Genomic DNA, 18,939 nt, shown 5'->3' with positions numbered 1-18,939 from the left:
GCCGGTCAGGCCGGGTTCTTCGGTTTCGCGTCGTCCTCGGGAGGCGCGGTGGCCTCAGGAGACTCAGCGCGGGCGTCGCGGGTCTGCGTCGATCGCTTCCGGTTCGGCGCCCGCCGCGAGGCGGACGTCGGCCGGACCGGCTCGGAATCCAGCTTGATGGCCAGCGAGTTGATGCAGTAGCGCAGACCCGTTGGCGCTGGGCCGTCGTTGAAGACGTGCCCAAGGTGCGCACCGCAGCGGGCGCAGGTGACCTCGACCCGGAGTTCCGCCTCGCTGCGATCGTAGGCCTGTTCAAGGGCCTTCGCGGTGGCGGGCCGCCAGAAGCTGGGCCATCCGGTGCCGGAATCGAACTTGGTCTGCGAGTCGAACAGCTTCGCCCCGCAGCAGACGCAGAGGAACGTCCCCTTGTAGTGGCCGGTCGCGTAGCGCCCCGAGAAGGCGGGCTCCGTGGCCTTCATCCGAGTCACCAGATACTGGTCGTGGGTGAGAAGCCGTCGCCACTCCTCGTCCGTCTTGTAGACGTGCTCGGGTTCCTTGGCGGGCGCGTTCTTCTGGGCGGTCGAATCCTTGGAGGCCTCGTCGGCTGGGGTGGCGGGGGTCGCGTCCTTGGTGGAGGGCTGGGCCTCCTGGCGGTTCGACGTCGACTGAGCGGAGGCGAAGCTCGTGAAGGCGGCGAGGAAACCGGCGCTGACGACGAGGCGGATCAGGCCGGAACGTGGGGGAAGGATGAGCATGGAACGGCCGTCCTGGGTTGAAGTCGGGACAGGCGCAGGCGTCGCCGCGCGGCGACGCCGTGAGATTCTGACTTTGACTTCATTCTACCGGTCGGTCTAGTGGGCAGGTTCCGGAACGGCCGGCTTCGGTTCCCTGGGCGTCGGTTTCATCTCCGTTTTCGCCGATTTGAAGGCGGATTCCACCAGGGGAGACGAGGTCGACGGCGGGAAACCTTCCACGACGACCACGTCAGAGCCCCGACGGTCCACGATCCACGTCACGTCGTCGACCGCCCTCCAGAGCGAGCGCGGGACTTCCACCGGCTGGAACTTCTTGTCCCCCATGCGCGAGGTCTGGTATCGGGCGTAGGCCTCGGCGAATTGCTGGGCGTCATCCTCGCTGTCCCAGGTCGTCATCCAGACGAGGCCCAGCTTTGCGTCGGGGCCTTCGAAGACGGCGTAACGGTCGCCGTCCCAGCCGGCGGCGGCGGGCCCGCCCCCGTGGCGCTTGAGCATGACGGCCGTCTGCATTTCACCCATCACGTTGCGGGCGATCTCCTTCCAGCCATCACCCGGGGAAATCGCCCCCAGGTCGACGAGAGTGGGGTAATCCGGCTTGGCCCGATACTTCGAGGGATGGAGGATCTGCTCGGTCGAGAGCGGCGGATCGAGGTAGGCGGCGTCGATCCCCTTCCAGCCGTCGTCGTTGGCGAGGCGGGCGCAGTAGACCAGGCCGCGGAGATAGGGGAAGAGCATCGAATCCGAGATGATCGGCGGAGCGTTCTTCAGCGACTTGCCGCCACCCAGGGAGGTCAGAAACGGCGCCATGAACTCCATGGTGCGGCCCAGCGCCTCGGCGGGAGTCTTGACGATCTGGCTCCCGTCCCAGTCATCCTGGCCGGCGGCCATCATGGCGAGCGTCGCCTCGCCTTCGATGAGTGCGGAGACCGCCATCGAATGGTCGTCGTTCTTCTTCGAGGCCTCGTGCAGGGCGTCCAGATCGAAGTGCTGGTCGGAGAGGGCGTGGGTCATCTCGTGGGCGATGACCGTCTTGTTCTCGTCCTTGTCGAACCCTCCCGTCTTGCCGAGGAACTTCTCCAGGAACGTGGGGGGCTTGTTCCGCTGCTCCTCAGGCTCCTCAATCATGTACATCGTCTTGGTCTTGGGATCGTAGTAAGCGGCGATCTCCTCAGAGTAGACGTCGACGAGGAGTTTCTTCAGATCCATGTCCGCCGGGATCATGCCGAAGGCCTTGTAGGTTTTCTCCTGGGCCTCGAACTCGGCGGGGGTCATGTCCGCCTCGAACTCCTTGAGGAGCATCTCCTGCATCTTCTCGCGCTTGGTGACGTCGCGCTTGACCTCGTGGCGGAAGGGGATTCCGCGAAGTTTTGGGAGGATCTTCTCGAAGGCCTCCTTGTAACGGATCTGGGCCTCGTTGGGCTGTCCCTTGTCGGCAAGGTCGTCGCCTTCTTTCAGGAGCCCGGTTCCCGCCTTGACGTCCGGGTTGTCCTCTGCTGAGACGACACAACCGAAGGCGATGGCGGAGATCAACGACGCCGCGAAGGCGAAACGATGCATGGGAGTCTTCCCTGGTCCGGTGAAGGCTTCGTCCTGGATCAATTTCGACGATCTACGAGATTAGCGTCCGCGACGCATCGGCACGGAGCGGTTCACCTGAGGCTGAGGGGTGTCGCCGGTCACGCGCGGCGGGGGGGCATCCGGGCCGATCTGGAGTAACTGCCGCGCGGCGAAGAGACGGACCTCGTCCGGATTCTGCGGGCCGTTGCGCTTGTGGAGAGAGGTGCGATGGACCTCGTTCGAGAGGTAATCGAGAACACCCGGTTCGGGCACGCCCATGTAACGGAGCAGCCCGACCTCTTCCCGGCGGGACCGCTTGCCGTGGGCCCGCTCCATGACGGCCTTGACCTCGTTCCTCTTCTCCTGGCTGTAGCCGCGGCCGTACTTGTCGCAGAGGTCGTCGATCGCCTTGCCGACGTCCCGACCGCCGACCGATACGATCTCTTGCAGCGACTTGTGGAAAGACACCCGCTCCTCCTGAATCCGCTGAGTGTCCTCGGCATGGAACTGGGCGGCGGCGTCAGCCTGGCGTTGTTCCATGCCCCTCTGCTGCAACTCCTTTAGCTCGGCTTCCTGTCGAATCCGCTCCATCATCTGCTCGCGAGTCGGGGTATCCGCGGCGGGGATGGCGTCGGCCTCTGGCGCCGGAGGCTCTTCCTTCACGGGATCGACGGCCGTGGAGGCGATCGAGATCCGAGGCTTGGAATCCTCGGCATCGACCTTGGGTGTTTCGGCGGGCTCAGGCTTCTGCGTCTCAGTCGACTGGACGACGGACGGCGTCAGCGAGAGCGCTTCAACGGGCCCGGCGGGTTGAACCTCGAGCGTCAGGGGAGGCGGCAGCACTGGCGCAATCGGTCCGAGCGGCTGGCTTTCCAGCGACAGCGGCACGGTCGCCGGCGCGACCTGAATCGGCAAGGTCGTCGAAACCTGCGCAACCGCGGGATCGCGTTCCGGAGCGGCGAGCGAGGCGGGCTCGGCGGCGCGGGCGAAGGCGAAGCCCCCGTCCTGCGTGTAGATCGGCCGGACGAAGAAATGGTGGTAGCCCGCGAAGAGCGCAAGGGAAGCGATCAGCGTCATCGGAAACAGCAGGATCGGCGAGACGCCGCGGTTTCGATATTGGATGACCACGACGGGATCGGCCGGCTTGGCCGTCGGGGGCTCGTCGACCACCGGCGCGGCGGCTGCCGCGGGCGGCTGCGGTTCGGCGGTAGACGACGGGTCGAGCCACTCGCAGTCGAGGTCGAAATCGGGGAGATCGCTCATGAGACGTCGCCCTCTTGCCAGCGTGATTCGCACCGCCGCCAATTTTCCACGATCAGCCCCCCGCCCGCCCAGAGGAGTTTCCCCGAATCCACATGATCAGCCCCCGCCGCCGCCAACGCCCCCCATGCCGCGTTCCGTCTGACTCATCGGGTCGAGCAGCCGATCGATCTCGGCCGCCGACGGAAAGCCCCCGTGTTTCCGGAGTACCTCGGCCGATGCCGGATCGCCGAGTTTGCCGGCGACGGCGTCTGGATCGAGCCCCGCCATCGAGTGAGCCAGTTCCCGGATCGTCGCCCCGTCGCGGTAGGCGGTCTTCGCCAGGGCCGCGGCGTTGTCATAGCCGATTCGAGGCGCGAGCGCCGTGCACATCGCCAGACTGCGCTCGACGTGCTCCCGGCAGCGAGCCTCGTCGGCCTCCATGCGCGTCGTCCCGTGGGCCTTCTGACCCGAGAGGAACTCGCGAGCGTCGATGCACTTGGCGACGAGATGCTCGGCCGCGGCCGTCATCAACTCGATCGACTCCAACAGATTGTACGCCATGACGGGCATCATGACGTTGAGGTCGAAATTCGACCCCAGCGCGTTGGCCCAGGCGATCGTTGCGTCGTTGCCGACAACCTGCGCGGCGACCATCATGACGGCTTCGGGAATCACCGGGTTGACTTTTCCCGGCATAATCGAGCTTCCCGGCTGCAACTCCGGGATCTTGATCTCGCCGATCCCGCAGCGCGGGCCGCTTCCCAGGAGCCGGAGGTTGTTGGCGATGTTCGACAGGCTCACCGCCGTCGTGCGGAGCATCGCCGAGGCCTCGACGACGGCGTCACGCCCCGCCATCGCCTCGAAGAAGCTCGAGGCGGGGCGAAACGTGAGACCGGTCTCACGGCCGATCGCCTCGGCCATTCGCGCCGGGAATTCTGCGTGGGTGTTCACGCCTGTCCCCAACGCCGTGCCGCCGATGGGAAGCTCCGCCAGGGCCTCGGACGCCGTCGCCAGCCTCCGCAGCCCGTGATCGATCTGGGAAGCGTAGCCGGCGAACTCCTGGCCCAGCCGGATCGGCACCGCGTCTTGCAGGTGGGTGCGACCGATCTTGACGATCCCGTCGAAAGCCTCGGCGCGTTCGGCCAGTGCATTGCGCAGGCGGGTCAGGGCGGGCAGCAAACGTCGCTCGATCTCCTCGCGCGCCGAGACGTGGATGGCCGTCGGGATGACGTCATTCGACGACTGCCCCAAATTCACGGCGTCGTTGGGGTGGACCGGCGAACGTCCCCCGCGACGGCCGGTCGCCTTCTCGTTGGCCAGCCCGGCGATGACCTCGTTGGCGTTCATGTTCGTGGACGTGCCGCTCCCCGTCTGGAAGATTACTAGCGGGAACTGGTCGTCGCGACGGCCGTCGGCGACCTCCTGCGCGGCCTGCTCGATCAGCGTTCCGAGTTGGGAGTCCAGCAGACCCAACTCGACGTTAACCTTCGCCGCACTCTTCTTGATGAGCCCCAACGCCCGTAGAAAGGGGCGGGGGAATTTGAGCGAACCGATCTCGAAGTTGCGCCGGGCTCGCTCGCTCTGCGCTCCGTAATAGGCGTCGGCCGGCACTTCCATCTCGCCCATCGAATCGCGCTCAGGTCGCGTCGTGGCCATGGGAGGGCTCCTGGTAATGGTCGGGAATCCGGGCGGTCAACCGCTCGACTGGCGCGAAGAGCGAACATGGAAACGCTGTGCCGAGCCCCTATCGCGCTGGGACGTGAACGACCAGGCAGGTGACGTTGTCTTTCGAGTCGTTCGTCAGGGCGAGATCCTTCAGCATGACGGCCGCCGCCTGGGGGTCGTCGACCGTCCCCAGAATCCGACCGATCTCCGGATCGGAGACGACGTTGGTAAGCCCGTCGGTCGCCAGGAGGAAGCGATCTCCCGGCTGGACGTCCATCACACGGATGTCCTCGGGCCCGTTCTGGGCCTCTTTGCTCCCCAGGTGGAGGTACAGGACGTTCTTGAACTTGTGGTTCGGCAGCTCCTCCGGCGTGATCGTGCCGGCCTTGGCCAAAGCCCACCCCAGCGTGTGGTCCGTCGTCAAACGCTCCAGCTCCCCATCGCGGAGGCGGTAGGCTCGTGAGTCGCCCAGACCAGTGACGTACACCTGATCCGGGCGAAACAGGGCCAGGACGATCGTCGTCCCCAAGCCGATGGCCTCGGAGCCGCCGAGGATCTCCTGATTGACCTGGGCGACGGCCTCGCGGATCGCTTCCTGGACGAGGCGAGAATCGGTCTCATCGGCCGGCAGACGCCGGGCGATTTCGCGAGGGATCCTCTCGACGGCCATCAAACTGGCCTGCTCGCCCCCGGGCTCATCCCAGCCGTCACACCCATCGGCCACGAGGAAGAGGCTCGATAGTTCGTGGGAATCGCCGGTCTTGTCCCGAGCATCGTCGCGACCGGGGATGAAGTAGTTGTCCTCATTATGCTCGCGAACATTCCCACGGTCCGAGACGCCTCCCGCTCTGAGATGCGGCCGGACCGGATCGGAATCAAGGACAACCGCCGGCAGCGGCCAGAACTCCAGACGGGCGTCGGCGCCTTCCACGACGACGAAGGGACAGGGCGGCGCATCGGTCCATGTGCCGCTGTTGATGTAGCGGACGCCGTCATGATCGGCCGTCAGCGGCAGGTGGGTGTGGCCGCAGGTGACGAAGCGGAAGCCCCGGCTTCGGGCGTAATCGGCCGCGCCAAGTTCGATCAAATGGCTGTTGCGCTGGAACTTCTTGCTGATCCGACGAATCCATCGCGCGGCGCGATGGGGCATCCACTTCTGAATGTAATAAAACGCCCCTGAAGCAAGGTCGGTGAGCCAGGGATAATCGCTGACAATCCTGTCGAACTGGTCGCCGTGGAGGATGAGAAGCTGAATCTTGCCGTTCGAGTAGACGTATTCGTCGAGGATCTCGACGCCGACGATGTGGCTGACGATCTCCGCCGGACCGTCGTGATTACCGCGCACCCAGACGACGCGCACGTCGCGGCGGTCGCTGTTGCGGCGAATTACCTTCAGGCAGGCGAAGTGACGCTTGGAGAGCCGCTTGAAGTTCAGGTCGTCGAAGATGTCGCCGTTGATCACGAGCGTCCGGCAATGCTCGAACGCCCAGATCAGAAACTCCTCCAGCAGCCGAGCCTGGCAGACCTCGCTGCCGAGGTGGAGGTCGCTGACGACGATGCAATCGTACATCCGGTCCTGAAGTTCCGGCGGCGCAAGGACGGACATCGGGTCGATTCGACTCCCAGAAGGCCCACGGAACGGCGCTGCTCTCTCGCAGAAGCGTAACGCTCGGTCGACAGGATGGCAAACAGCCCGCGCAAAGGACGACCGCGATCCACGAAATCTTCAAATCCCGCCGGCCGACCAGGCGGCGTAGTATGTCATCGCCGGATAATCGCGGACGAAGCCGAGCTGCGCCAACCGCCCGGCGGCGGGACTGGCGAGAGTCGGTTCGCCGTTGTAGGTCTCAACCTTGAAGACTCGTCGCTCGGGCGACACCAGATCCAGCACCCGGGCTAAGGCCGAATCCAGCTCCTCTCGCGAGGCCGACGCCAGGCCGGTGAGCCGTCGTCCGTACGCCTCAATGATCAGGACCGGCCGGCCCCCGCGCAGCACCAGAAAATTCCCGGGCGACCTCAGCAGCCGGGCTGATCCCCCTTCGAGCAGCGGGACGTCGAGCGGCGCTCCGGATCCGTAGAGGTTGGCGGAGTCGCTGGCCGCCAGCATGACCTCGGCCTCCTCCTGGCCTGTCGAGGCCGCGAGCGTTCCGAGAGTCTCCGCGGCCTCCTCGGTCGCGTACTGGACCCCCGAAAGCCCCTCGACGAAGTATCCCCTTCGGATCTCCCCCCGAAGCTCCAGCCGGGCGAGGTGCGGGTAAAGCTCAGACCAGGGAGCAGCCCACGGTTCGGACGCGACCGTCTCACGAGCCAGGACGCCGAATCGGGCGAACAGGGCGTCGATCCAGGTCAGGGCCCGACGCTCGGGATCGGGGTCAGCCTCGGGCACGACCTCCCAACGGCCCTCGGGACGGCTCAGGTCAAGGCGTCGAGACCGCCCCCGTCGCAGCCCGCCGCGCGCGGCCGATGCGACCACGTCGAAAGCTCCCGGACGCAGCGGGTCGAAGCGGTCGTTGCGCACGAGGCCCCGCCGCATTAGCGATCGCAGAGCCTGATTCGTGGCGTGTTGATCCAGGTTCGCCCCACGCGCCAGATCCGCCGCGAACGAGGCGCCACGAAGACCCAGGGCGTCAAGTGCGGCTCGCTCGGCGTCTGTCAGGGGAACCGACTCTTCCGACGGCCAACCACCGCCGAAGTCGCGGGTGACCAGCGTTACGGTTGGCTCGCCAGCGCCTTCTGTCCAGGCTCGCCACGACCAGCCGCCGCGTGCCAGGATCTCATCGAGCATGGCAGGCGTGAAACCGACGACGCGCCGCGGGAGCAGTTCCTCCTCCCACGCCTGGGCCGTCCCGGCGAACCCCTGAAGTTGGTCGAGAACGACCTCGACCCCTTCCACGCCCGAAAGACGCTCAGCGGGATGGACGTGCTGGCGGCGGGCGACGAAGTCGGCGAAGACCTCAGGCGCGACGGCCACGCTCTCGCGCCGGCGCTGGGCGATCGTCAGCCTTTGGACTTCCGCGAGATTCTCAGGATCCGCCCAGAGCGGGCCGTCCTCCCCCTGCTCCACCCGAACGACGCCGCTCGATTCGACCCACTCCTCCAGCAACCCGCGAGCCGTCTCGGCGGCGATCGGATAACGCCCCAGGACGTCGGCCAGCCCGACGAGGGCATGGGTGCGGAGAAACCGCCGCACGATCGTCGCGATGTCCTCCACACTGGGATGATCGCCGAACGCCGATTTGTAGAGCGAAACCTCCTCAGCCAGGATCCAGCGGGCGGTCTCTCGCACTCCGGGGAGATCGATGCGCTCGGCCCTCCCCTGCCCCTCCAACTCGATCGCGAAGGCCTCCATCGGGCCCGAGAGATCAGTCGGGGCGAGGTCGCCCAGAGTGCGGAGCGTCTCCGCCATCTCATCGGCCGTACGAGGAGGGCGGCCCCGCCCTCGGAGTCGGGCTTCAAGCCGGCCGACGGCCTGCTCGTCGATCCCCCGACCGGCCTCGAGCCCGTGCAACAGACCGTCGAGCAGCCCCTCATCCACGGCGGCCGAGGCCGTCGAATCGGGCTTACGCCGAGGTTCGTCCCACTCGTAGAGATAGGCCGCCGTGAACTGGAAGACGAGGTCCGAGGCGAACGGCGAGGCGACCTCCGCCGCGCGTTTCTCAACACGGATCGTTCCGGCGGCGATCGCGTCGAGGAACTCCCGGAGTCGGGGCATGAGCAGGTCGTCGTCGAGGCACTCGCGAAAGGTTTCGACGACGATCGGATGGTCGGGGAATGCGCCGACAACCCCGAGCAGGTCCTTGGCTCGGAGCCGTTGGAGCCAGAGCGGGGTCCGTTTGGTCGGGTCCGGCCTGGGCATGAGAAGCGCCCGGCCGGCGTTCTGGCGGAACCGCAGGCCGAACAGGGCCGTATCCGGGAGGACTCGGCGGATCAACCGTTCCGCCTCAGCTCCGTCGAGACCTTCCAGGATATCGAGCGGTGGATCGTCGGTCCCGGGCAGCCGAAAGAGGAGGCCGTCGTCGCCGTGCAGACACGAGGCCGTCATCCCCAGGCGATCCTGAATCCGCGCCAGCAGCGCCAACTTCAGACCCAGATGCATCCGTCCATAAGGTGAAAGCACGGCCAATGCGGTTTCGCCGGCCGGGTCGCGGAACGTCTCGACCAGCACGGTGCGATCGTCGGGCACCATTCCGGCGAGCCTTCGTTGACGGCCTACATGTCGGATCAGGAAGCGCGCAGCCGGCGGCTCAACGCGGCACTCCTCCTCCAATCGGCGAGGTAGGCTGGGATCGTCGAGATGCTCGGCAATCACACGCGTCAGGCCGCCGACGGCACGACCCAACTCCATCGATCGTGGGCTGGTCTCACCCCGCCAGAAGGGCATGACGACCTGGCTGCCGCCCGCCGGGCTGACGAGCACCTTGTGAACGTCGATGACGTCGATCCGCCAGGCGCTGTTGCCCAGCATGAAGCTCTCGCCCACGCGCCGTTCGAAGACGAACTCCTCGTCAAGTTCGCCGAGCTTCGGTCCGCCTTCGCCCAGGTAGACCGGGTAGTGGCCGACGTCGGGAATGGTCCCCCCGCCAGTCAGGGCCAACCGAGAAGTCCCCGGCAATGGAGCGAGGCGGTTGTGGATGCGATCCCAGACGATCCGGGCGCGGAGGTCTCGGATGGAGCCGGTGGAGTATCGCCCGGAGACCAGCATCAGGACACGTTCAAACGCCTCAGCCGGAAGGTCGCTGAACGGGTAGGCGCGGCGGACGAGGTCGTACAGCGCCGGTGCCTCCCAGCGGTCGACGGCCGCGCAGGCGACGACCTGCTGGGCGAGCACGTCCAGGCAGTTGCGCGGTACGCGCAGAGGTTCGATATCCCCGGCCAGCATCGCCTTCGCCAGCGCGGCGGATTCGAGCAGATCGCTGGGGGTCTTCGCAATCAGCCGGCCCCGGCTCGTCCCTCCGACGAGGTGTCCCGAGCGCCCAACCCGCTGCAGCCCTCGCGCGACGTTCCCCGGTGACTCCACCTGACAGACGAGGTCAACCTCGCCCATGTCGATGCCCAACTCCAGCGAGGCCGTCGAAACGACCGCTCGCAGCGATGCGTTCTTGAGCATCTCCTCCGTCGTCCGGCGCTCTTCCAGGCTGAGGCTTCCATGATGGGCGCGGAAAGGGCCCGGCTCGGGGTCGGTTTCGGAGTCGTTGGAGGTGTCGCGTTCGACGTCGCGGGCGGCCAGTTCGTTCAGCCGGGCGGTGAGCTTCTCCACGGTCCGCCGGTTGTTGGCGAAAACCAGAGTCGAGCGATGTTCCTCGACCATCCCGAGGACCTGGTCCTCGATCGCCGGCCAGATCGATCCAGGAGGGCCAAGTCCGCCGTCGCCCCCGGGCCAGATCACGCGCAGGTCCATCGATTTCGGGGCGGAGGCGTCGACGATCTCGACGGGGCGGAACTCCATGCATCCCGAGCCCGTCGGCCGAAGTCCTCCCAGGTAGCGGGCAACCTCCTCCAGGGGTTTCTGCGTCGCCGAGAGGCCAATGCGGACGAACGCACGCCCCGCGCCCAGGGCTTCCAGACGTTCAAGCAGGAGGGCCAGGAAGACGCCTCGCTTGTCGCCGCAGACGGCGTGGATCTCGTCGACGACGACGTGGGAAACCTCGCGCAGGGTTTCACGGGCCTGCGAGGTCAGCATCAGGTGGAGCGATTCGGGGGTGATGATGAGGATCTCGGGCGGCTTGCGGAGGATCCGCGCCCGTTCGCTCGCCGGGGTATCGCCGCTCCGAACGGCTGCGGAGAGCGCTCGAAGCGGCGTGCCGGAAGCCTCGGCCTCTTCCAGGATGCCCGCGAGCGGGACCTGCAAGTTGCGGTGGACGTCTGCGTTGAGAGCCTTGAGCGGCGAGATGTAGAGAATCCGCACGCCTCGACCGCGCGCCGGCTGTCGCCAGAGAAGGTCGAGGGCCGCCAGAAACGCCGCCAGGCTCTTGCCCGAGCCCGTCGGCGCGGCGATCAGCGTGTTCTTGCCCGCCGAGATCGACCGCCACCCCTGCCGCTGGGGTGCTGTGGGTTCTCCCAGGGTCGATCGAAACCAGGAGGCGACCGGAGGAAGGAACAGATCGAGGACGTCGCCGTCGTCCCCCGGCCGTCCCCCGCGTTTCTTGCGTCCCGACGACATGGCGCCTCGCGGATCAACGGCTCCCGAAATCGGCTCCCCACCCCTCCATGATACAGAAGTCCACCACGATCAGGAATGGAGGAAGAGGGCGATGGCCAGAACGGCCACAACGCCGATCCCCAGGACAACCAGCGAAAAGTGCACCAGCCAGCGATTGTCCTCCAGGAAACCCGAGCTTTCCTCGGGGGGCGGCTGGCGGTATTTGGCGGGGAGCGGCGTAGGGGGTATGGGTCGGCGAGGAGCTGGGGTGGGCTCGGCTTCACCGAGGTCGCGGAGCGAGATCACGCTGGGGTTGGCGTCGGCCGAGAGGAGCCGGAGGTCTTCCTCCTCCAGCACGGGCGGCGGCGGATGGAAAACGTGGGCCGTCTCAGGAACCGAGCCCAGCAGCGAGCGGACGAACAGCGGGTCGGTCCATCGCTCCAGGTCGGAGCGAACCTCGGCGCAGGTCTGGTGGCGATCCTCCGGCTCCTTCGCCATCAGCTTGCGAACGACGGCCCCGAACGCCGCGGGGACTCCCTTGACGACCTTCTCGATCGGGTCCGGATCCACCATGCGCTGCTTGAAGATCTTGTTGATGGGATCGCCGCCGCTGAACGGAGGCTCCCCGGCCAGGGCGAAGTAGAGGGTGCACCCCAGGCTGTAGATATCACTGCGGGCGTCGGCGCCAGCGGCGTCGCGGAGCTGCTCTGGACTGGCGTAGTCGAGCGTCCCGAGGATCGAGTTGGCGCGGGTCAGCCCCCCTTCCTCGCCGAGCGCCTTGGCCAGTCCGAGGTCCAGGATCTTGGCGTCGCCGTCGGGCGTGATCATGACGTTCGACGGCTTGATGTCGCGGTGGATCAATCCCGCGGCGTGGGCGGCTTCCAGCCCGTTGAGGATCCGCAGGAAGAGCCGTGACGCGGAGGCGACCCGGAGCGGGCCGTATTGCTCGCTCTTGACCATGTCGAACAGACTCATGCCTGGGATGTATTCCAGGACCATGAAGTGGACGTCGCCGTCGTTGCCGAAGGTGAGCGTCCTCGCCACGTTGGGGTGGTTGCAGCGCGAGGAGAGCTCCATCTCGCGTTTGAAGCGGGCGAGGCTGTTGACCTCCTCCAACGCCCGCCGCGGTGGGAGAACCTTGATGGCGACCTGAGTCCCGTCGGCCTCATGGGCGGCGAGATACACCTTTCCCATGCCCCCTTCGCCAAGCGGGCGGAGGATCCGATAGCCTCCCAGAAAGAAGCCTCTCGTCGCCCCGGCGAGCAGCTTGCGGGCCTGGTATTGAGTGAGCAGCTTCTGCTGGACCAGCCGGCGCGCCAGGTTGGCGGCGTCGTCGCGGACGTTGCGCGCGCGGTAAGGCGCCAGGTCCGCTCGCGAGACCAGGCCCGAGCGGTCGACGCCCTCCAGAAACTCTTCCACCCCGATCATCAACCGACTCTCATCGCTTCAGGCCGTGGATCGATCTCGTGAAGCCCGGGGACACGCCCGCGGCGGTCGATCGATCCGGTCACGCCTGCGCCACCACGTGGACCACGAGGCAGGTGACATTGTCCTTCGAGTCGTTCGCCAGAGCGAGGTTTTTCAGCATCACCGCCGCTTCCTGGGGGTCGTTGACCGATCCGAGAACCCTCCCGAGTTCCAGATCCGAGACGACGCCGGTGAGTCCGTCGCTCGCCATCAGAAAGCGGTCGCCCAGGCGGACGTCCATCACCCGGAAGTCCTCCGGCCCGCTCCGCGCGTCCTTGCTCCCCAGGTAAAGGTAGAGGACGTTCTTGAACTTGTGGTTCTGAAGTTCCTCGGGCGTGATCGTGCCGGCCTCGACCAGGGCGTCGGCCAACGAGTGATCCTTCGTCAGCCGTTCCAGGACTCCGTCTCGCAGGCGGTAGGCGCGAGAGTCTCCAATTCCGGCGACGTAGACCTTGTCCGGCCGGAACTGCGCCAGGACCACAGTCGTCCCCATGTTGGCGAATTCGGTCAGAGCTCCGGAACTGCCCAGGATCTCCTGGTTCACCTGGGCGACGGCCTCTCGGATCGCCTCCTGGACGTGGCGGGGCTCGGTCTGGTCGGCGGGGAGCCGCTTGGCGATCTCGCGGGGGATCATCTCAACGGCCATCAGGCTGGCCTGTTCGCCCCCCTGCTGGCCCCCCATGCCATCGGCGACGATAAATAAGTTCGAGGGTTCCAGCGTCATCGTCGGATGCTCGCCGCTCTCATTCAGAACGTCGTGGCGGACGGGGCGGCGGCCGGGGACGAAATAGTTGTCTTCGTTATGTTCGCGATAGTTGCCGCGGACCGAGACGACCCCGACCTTGAGACGGAGGCGGCCCGGGTCGAGGGTGAGCGACGACAGAGTGGCGAACTCGTCGGTCGCTTCGAGGTCCTGGTCGCTCGACCATCCCCCGAACGTCTGCCGCCACCATCGCTTCAAATTCGATAAAAAGGCCACGACGACCGCCTATTGCTATTCGAAATTACGCTACGCGTCCAACGGCTGACGGCACCGCCCTCAGGCGGCCGTCGCCGGCTTCCCCTCTCAGGTCCGCGCGTGGGCCGGGCTCGCCCACCTCATCACATCGTCGACGCCGACGGACCGATACGTCAGGAAAATCTCGCCCGCCTCAAACCCCGCCGTTAGTCCATGATACCGATTCATGGTTTCCACGGCCTTGAAGATTCCTACCTTGCTTGGAGGGAATTGTGTCTGGTAGCAGCGAATTGATTCCAGTTTAACGTCCAGCGTGCTTCCCATGTCGGCGATAATAAACCCTGAAGATTCCGGCAAGTCGAGCCCGTGCAACGCCAGCGGAAAACTCAACTGGTTCTGGATCGTGTGCGGCGGCAGCCCCTCGAAGTGCTCGTCCCACTTCGTGAGCCGACTATAGAAGACGGCCGCGTCCGTGATCAGCATGGCCTGATAGTGGTCGGGCGAGGCCATTACCGTTTTGCCCCCGAAGCCGATCACGACCTTGGGACGATGGCGACGAAAGACCTTCGCCAGGGCGAGCCGGGCCTCGAAGCAGTCGAACAGGCGTCGATTGGGAAGATTCAGGTTGATCCGCGTCTGCACGCCCAGGATCTCGGCGGCGCGGCGAGCCTCCTCCAGGCGGACGTCGGGACCGGGCGACTGCGGAGTCGGCTCGCCGTCGGTCAGGTCGACGATCCCCACGGCGTAGCCCTTGCGGGCCAGCTTGGCGAGCGTACCGCCGCAGGCGATTTCGATGTCGTCGGGGTGCGCCCCCACGGCGATCAGGTCCAGTTCCACGTCGGTCGCTGGCATGCCTTGAATCTTCCTCGGGGTCGCTCCCCGGCTTCAGCTCCGGCCCGAGGCCGCCTTCGTCGCGGCCAGCAGAAACGACGGGGGAATCGCATCGAATCGGAGAGTGTCCATCTGCTCGACGCCCCGGGCGATCATGACGTTCCAGACGCGGACGGGAACCCCCAACCGTTTCATCGCCTGATAGGACGACGACAGCGACTCCACGGTCGCCACGTTGAGCACCAGCGTCCCGCCGCTGCGGAGCCGGCCGAACGCCGCCTCGATGAGCGGCTCGAATTGCCGCGCCAGGCCACCAATGAACACAGCGTCCGGATCGGGCAAATCAGCCAGCGCCTCCGGCGCGCGGCCGGCGACGGTTCGGACGTTGGCCGTCCCGAACGCCTGCGCATTCGATTCGATCAGCGCCACGTCGGCGGCTTCAGGCTCAATCGCAAAAACGGTGCCTAAACTGGCGAGCTGCGCCGCTTCGATGGCCAGCGAACCGCTGCCGGCGCCAATGTCCCACACCACGCTCGTCGGCCGGATGTCGAGTTGGGCCAGGGCCATCGCCCGCACCTCCGCCTGCGTCACAAGGCCCGACGCCGGCCGGCTTTGCTCGAACACGTCGTCAGGATTGCCGAAGATCCGCCGACCGCCGCCGAGATTGGGCCGGTCGGGACGTCCCGGCTTGCGGATCAAAATCAACACGTTCAGCGGCGAGAATTCCATCTCCGCCAGTTCGGAGAGTTCGGCCTGCGTCACGCGCTCGTCGGGCGAGCCCAGGTTCTCGCAGACGTACGCCCGAAAGTAATCCACGCCGTGGTCCAGCAGCGCGCGCGCCACCTTGTTCGGCTGGTGCTGATCGCTGGAGAAGAGGCCCACCTTCTCAGCGGTGCGGATCCGATCGAGCACCGGCTCCAGCGGCCTGCCGGCCAGGCTGGTGAGGTAGGCGTCTTCCCAGCTTTCCTTCACCCGGGCGAAGGCCAACTGCATGCTGCTGACGTGCGGGACGACCTCGAATCCGTCCTTACCCAGGCGATCGCACAGGTAGCGGGCGACTCCGTAGAACAGAGGGTCGCCGCCGCAGACAAGGACCGGCCGAAGGGCCGAGCGGGCCTCGCGCACTTGCTCCAGCGCGGCGGGCATCTCGGCCTCCAGCACTTGCTTCCTGCCGGCGACGCGCCCGACCTGATCCAGCGTCGAGCGGGCTCCCAGAATCACGTCGGCCTCGGCCAGGAGCTTCCGCGAAGCTTCGGTCAACCCGGCGGTTCCGTCGTCTCCGATCCCGAGGATCACCAGCTTGGACCGAGCCTCTGCGCTCATCGAGCTCTCGCTTCTCCTGGGCGATGCACGGCCGGCGACTCTGCCGGGCGCTGCGGGGCCGTCCATTGTAGCCCACCGCCGCGGAGTCAACCAGGGACCGCCCCACGGCGTCGCCGCCGCGGCTTAAGCCGTCGGAGCCTCATGAAAAACCATGCTGGCGAAGCTCACGCAGCTTCGCTCGTGGTCGTCGACGGCCTGATCGTACCGCAGCAATCGGCCCTGCGCTGGTCCCAGAGCGTGAAGCATGGTGTACGTGGCGGCCAGGCCGCAGACTCTCCATCGATCGCCCACCTCGGCGGCCGTCCGGAACCAGCCGGCGGGGTCGCACGCCTCGGCGCGGTCGATCATCTCCCGGTCGAAACGACGGATTCGGTCGCGAAAGCCGGCGTCCACGCGGTCGGGATCGCCGAACTCCGGCCCAACGTGGCACATGTCCACGCCGCCGATATAAGCGACCTTCTTGCCGCTTTCCCGCTCGGCCTCCTTGAGCGCGGAGATGAACCGGGCGATCTCGGGATCCTCGATCGGGTCGATTTGGCGTTCGACGAAGTCGTGGAACGAGCCGACCAGGATCGGCACGATCGTGAAGGGCCGATTCCCCAGGACGTGCTTCAGAAACACGGCCTGGAACTCGATCGAGTGCTCCGACCTGTGGACAAGTTCGTCGTTGAACAGGCCCTCGCCGGCGTGGGCGACGATCTGATCGAGGAACGGCTGGTCGGTCTTCACGGTCCCGAACGGAGTCGCGAAATCCTTCCGCGTGAGGACAAACCGGCTGCGGCAGAACTGGTGCGCGACGCCCAGGACGACGAAGATCTCGGCGTCGCTCTCCGCGACGAGGCGTTTGTAGGCCCAGGAGTAAGTCGCTCCGCCGCGGGGGAAGTCGATGTGCGGGCTGACCACCGCGCGAAGGCGGGGAGAGTCGGCCCGCGTGTCCTGCCCGCGATCCGGCCCGGCCAGCGCCATCGGGCCCGCCCCGCCTCGCGCTCGGAAGTAGCGGTCGAGATCGGCGGCGAGTCGCAGGCGGTCGGAGGGATAAGACCGGCCAGCAAGAGCGGCGGGACGTTCAGAGGCGTCGTGATAGGCTTGCACGGCGGCGTCGAGGGTAGGTCCTTCGAGAGCCAGGGCGCGGTCAAGGTCGTTGACCAGTCGACGCACGTAATGGAGGCCCAGTCGCTGCCCGCTCGACTCAAAGGCGAGTCGTTCCACGTCGGCAAGACTGTTTCGGCCGTTGAAGTGGCGAACGACGTGGTGAAAGACGTCGAGCGGCAGGATGATCGGGGAGGAACAAAAGCGTCGCGGGTCGTCCAGGACCATCAACGGAGGTTCGTGGTTCTCGATGCGACGCGCAGAGAGCGGACGGAGCCGGGGACGTTCCGAAGCGGGCATGGATCACCGAATCTCGTGACGTGGGCGGGGGAGGTGTACGCCTAGCACGACTACGAGATCTTTGGCGCGAAGACCGTTTGCGTCAAGTCGGTCGGCCTGTCTTAGCCCGCCTCACGCGGCCTGCCGCGGCCCTCGCGGCTCGCTGGCGATCAGCGGAAGGGGCCAGGTCGGAGGGGCCATCTCTTGAATGGGTCCAGGTCGCATGTCGCACTCCTTCCTCGTTCGGAGATCGGCCTCCAGAAACGGGGCCGGCTCGGTTCGTGGGATCGGCAGCCTCGACAGACGAACGGATCTCATGCAAGGTTCGCGCCAAACCGTAATATCGACCAAATTCTCTGTTTTACAAGGAGTTGCGATGTGACCGTTCCAGCCCCGAGTCCGCAAGAATCGGCGATCCACGCTCTTTCCGCGGGCGGACTGATCGAAAAGACGACACTCGGCCCGACAGAGGAGGGTGAGGAGATCGGCGGCTGATCTGGTGGGAAATCCGGTCCTTTGGTAATTAGACCTCAAGTGTCGGGGGGCCGCGCGCCGAGAGGCCGCTTCCCCAGGTTCAGGAGAACCCGGAAACACTCGGAACGGCGCCTGGCTCAGGACGGGGAGGAAGTCATGGATCGACGAGGAGTAATGATCGGGACGAGCGGGCTGCTAGCGGCCTGGACGATGGCTGGGACCCTTGCGTTCGGCCAGGCGGCGAGGCCCGCCGCCGGCGCTCGCCAACAGGGCGCCGCCCCAGCACAAGCCGCTCAGGATCAAGCCGCCCCCGCGGCGCCGAACATCGACGTCGAGACCTTGCTGCGGAAGTGGGAGGAGCAAAGCTCCAAGCTCAAAACCCTGGACGTCTCGATCTTCCGCCGCGACGACATCCCCGAGTTCGACGAGATTGAGTACTACGAGGGTCGGGCCATCTTCAAGAACCCCAACCTGGCCTTCATCAACTTCAAGAAGATCAAGCAGGACGCGGGCAAGAAGCCGGCCAAGAAGGCCGACGGCTCCTGGGACAGCATCGACGACGAGCGGATCGTCTGCACCGGGAACGAGGTGGTGCAGTTCAAGAGCGACACCGGCCAGATCTTCGTCTACCCGCTCGAGAAAGATCAGGCCGCCAAGGCGATCGAGGAAGGCCCGCTGCCGTTCCTCTTCAACATGAAGGCCGAAGAAGCCAAGCAGCGCTATACCATCGAGATGATCAAGGCGCCCGATGCGAACTCCTACGCGGTGAGCATCATTCCCAAGCTCGACGTCGACCGGGAGAGCTTCAGCAAGTCGTACGTCTTGCTGGACAGTTCCTTCATCCTGCCGATCCAGATCATCCTCTACGCCCCCACCGGCAAGGGGACGAAGAATTTCCGCCTGAACCCCGTGAAGCCTAACGTCGCGGTCAACGACGAGAACTTCACTCCCAACGTGGCGGCTTTCGCCGCCAAGGGCTGGAAGGTGGTTCACAACCCGATGGGTGAGAACCGGCCCCGCAACGCTCCGGGGACCCGCCCGCCCGGCGCCCCAGCCGGCAACCCGGCGGCCCGCCCGGCCGCCGCTGCCCCCGCCAGCGCGGCCCGTACTCCTGGCGCCGCCCCCCGGCGTTGACCCGAGCAGACGCCCAAAACAATCGAGATCCAATCGAGCCCTCCCCT

General features: G+C 66.2%; 12 protein-coding genes. 1 reads left to right on the top strand and 11 read right to left on the bottom strand.

What is annotated here, in order from left to right:
* Positions 1-5: 5 nt before the first annotated feature.
* The 11 genes from msrB to amrB form a co-directional block, all read right to left on the bottom strand.
* Positions 6-734, bottom strand: coding sequence for a peptide-methionine (R)-S-oxide reductase MsrB (gene msrB, locus G5C50_RS20195; RefSeq protein ID WP_165072283.1), 729 nt, complete (start codon positions 732-734; stop codon positions 6-8).
* A gap of 96 nt (positions 735-830) precedes the next feature.
* Entirely contained in the window at positions 831-2,291 is a 1,461-nt protein-coding gene (locus G5C50_RS20190) for a M4 family metallopeptidase (protein ID WP_165072281.1), read from the bottom strand.
* A 60-nt stretch (positions 2,292-2,351) separates the two neighbouring features.
* Positions 2,352-3,554, bottom strand: coding sequence for a hypothetical protein (locus G5C50_RS20185; RefSeq protein WP_165072279.1), 1,203 nt, complete (start codon positions 3,552-3,554; stop codon positions 2,352-2,354).
* A gap of 96 nt (positions 3,555-3,650) precedes the next feature.
* Positions 3,651-5,189, bottom strand: coding sequence for a class II fumarate hydratase (locus tag G5C50_RS20180; RefSeq protein ID WP_165072277.1), 1,539 nt, complete (start codon positions 5,187-5,189; stop codon positions 3,651-3,653).
* Positions 5,190-5,277: 88 nt separating this feature from the next.
* Positions 5,278-6,804, bottom strand: a complete 1,527-nt coding sequence (locus tag G5C50_RS32765) for a protein phosphatase 2C domain-containing protein (RefSeq protein WP_240907286.1) — start codon at positions 6,802-6,804, stop codon at positions 5,278-5,280.
* Between the two features lie 120 nt (positions 6,805-6,924).
* Positions 6,925-11,358 carry a DEAD/DEAH box helicase gene (locus G5C50_RS20170; RefSeq protein ID WP_165072275.1) on the bottom strand — a complete coding sequence of 1,478 codons (4,434 nt, stop codon included), beginning with the start codon at positions 11,356-11,358 and terminating at the stop codon, positions 6,925-6,927.
* A 69-nt stretch (positions 11,359-11,427) separates the two neighbouring features.
* A complete protein-coding gene (locus tag G5C50_RS20165) occupies positions 11,428-12,765 on the bottom strand; it encodes a serine/threonine-protein kinase (RefSeq protein ID WP_165072273.1) in 1,338 nt (445 codons plus the stop codon).
* Positions 12,766-12,844: 79 nt separating this feature from the next.
* Entirely contained in the window at positions 12,845-13,783 is a 939-nt protein-coding gene (locus G5C50_RS20160; RefSeq protein WP_240907285.1) for a PP2C family protein-serine/threonine phosphatase, read from the bottom strand.
* Between the two features lie 87 nt (positions 13,784-13,870).
* Positions 13,871-14,614 (bottom strand): PIG-L family deacetylase, encoded by a 744-nt coding sequence (locus tag G5C50_RS20155; RefSeq protein ID WP_165072271.1) that lies wholly within the window; start codon positions 14,612-14,614, stop codon positions 13,871-13,873.
* A gap of 33 nt (positions 14,615-14,647) precedes the next feature.
* Positions 14,648-15,916, bottom strand: a complete 1,269-nt coding sequence (gene cbiE, locus G5C50_RS20150; protein WP_165072269.1) for a precorrin-6y C5,15-methyltransferase (decarboxylating) subunit CbiE — start codon at positions 15,914-15,916, stop codon at positions 14,648-14,650.
* Between the two features lie 123 nt (positions 15,917-16,039).
* Positions 16,040-17,305: an AmmeMemoRadiSam system protein B gene (gene amrB, locus G5C50_RS20145; RefSeq protein ID WP_165072267.1), complete on the bottom strand. Its 1,266-nt coding sequence runs from the start codon at positions 17,303-17,305 to the stop codon at positions 16,040-16,042.
* Positions 17,306-17,914: 609 nt separating this feature from the next.
* Between amrB and G5C50_RS20140 the strand changes: the two genes are divergently transcribed.
* Complete coding sequence (locus G5C50_RS20140; protein WP_165072265.1) at positions 17,915-18,892, top strand: hypothetical protein; 978 nt, start codon at positions 17,915-17,917, stop codon at positions 18,890-18,892.
* Positions 18,893-18,939 lie beyond the last annotated feature (47 nt).

It is taken from the genome of Paludisphaera rhizosphaerae (assembly GCF_011065895.1).
Lineage (GTDB): Bacteria > Planctomycetota > Planctomycetia > Isosphaerales > Isosphaeraceae > Paludisphaera > Paludisphaera rhizosphaerae.
Note: the sequence above shows the minus strand (reverse complement) of the source record. Positions and strands in the feature narration are given on the sequence as shown.

Bases quoted from the DNA above. Each gene is read 5' to 3' on its own strand.
- msrB (WP_165072283.1), bottom strand. From the start codon at position 734: ATGCTCATCCTTCCCCCACGTTCCGGCCTGATCCGCCTCGTCGTCAGC.
- G5C50_RS20190 (WP_165072281.1), bottom strand. From the start codon at position 2,291: ATGCATCGTTTCGCCTTCGCGGCGTCGTTGATCTCCGCCATCGCCTTC.
- G5C50_RS20185 (WP_165072279.1), bottom strand. From the start codon at position 3,554: ATGAGCGATCTCCCCGATTTCGACCTCGACTGCGAGTGGCTCGACCCG.
- G5C50_RS20180 (WP_165072277.1), bottom strand. From the start codon at position 5,189: ATGGCCACGACGCGACCTGAGCGCGATTCGATGGGCGAGATGGAAGTG.
- G5C50_RS32765 (WP_240907286.1), bottom strand. From the start codon at position 6,804: ATGTCCGTCCTTGCGCCGCCGGAACTTCAGGACCGGATGTACGATTGC.
- G5C50_RS20170 (WP_165072275.1), bottom strand. From the start codon at position 11,358: ATGTCGTCGGGACGCAAGAAACGCGGGGGACGGCCGGGGGACGACGGC.
- G5C50_RS20165 (WP_165072273.1), bottom strand. From the start codon at position 12,765: ATGATCGGGGTGGAAGAGTTTCTGGAGGGCGTCGACCGCTCGGGCCTG.
- G5C50_RS20155 (WP_165072271.1), bottom strand. From the start codon at position 14,614: ATGCCAGCGACCGACGTGGAACTGGACCTGATCGCCGTGGGGGCGCAC.
- cbiE (WP_165072269.1), bottom strand. From the start codon at position 15,916: ATGAGCGCAGAGGCTCGGTCCAAGCTGGTGATCCTCGGGATCGGAGAC.
- amrB (WP_165072267.1), bottom strand. From the start codon at position 17,305: ATGCCCGCTTCGGAACGTCCCCGGCTCCGTCCGCTCTCTGCGCGTCGC.
- G5C50_RS20140 (WP_165072265.1), top strand. From the start codon at position 17,915: ATGGATCGACGAGGAGTAATGATCGGGACGAGCGGGCTGCTAGCGGCC.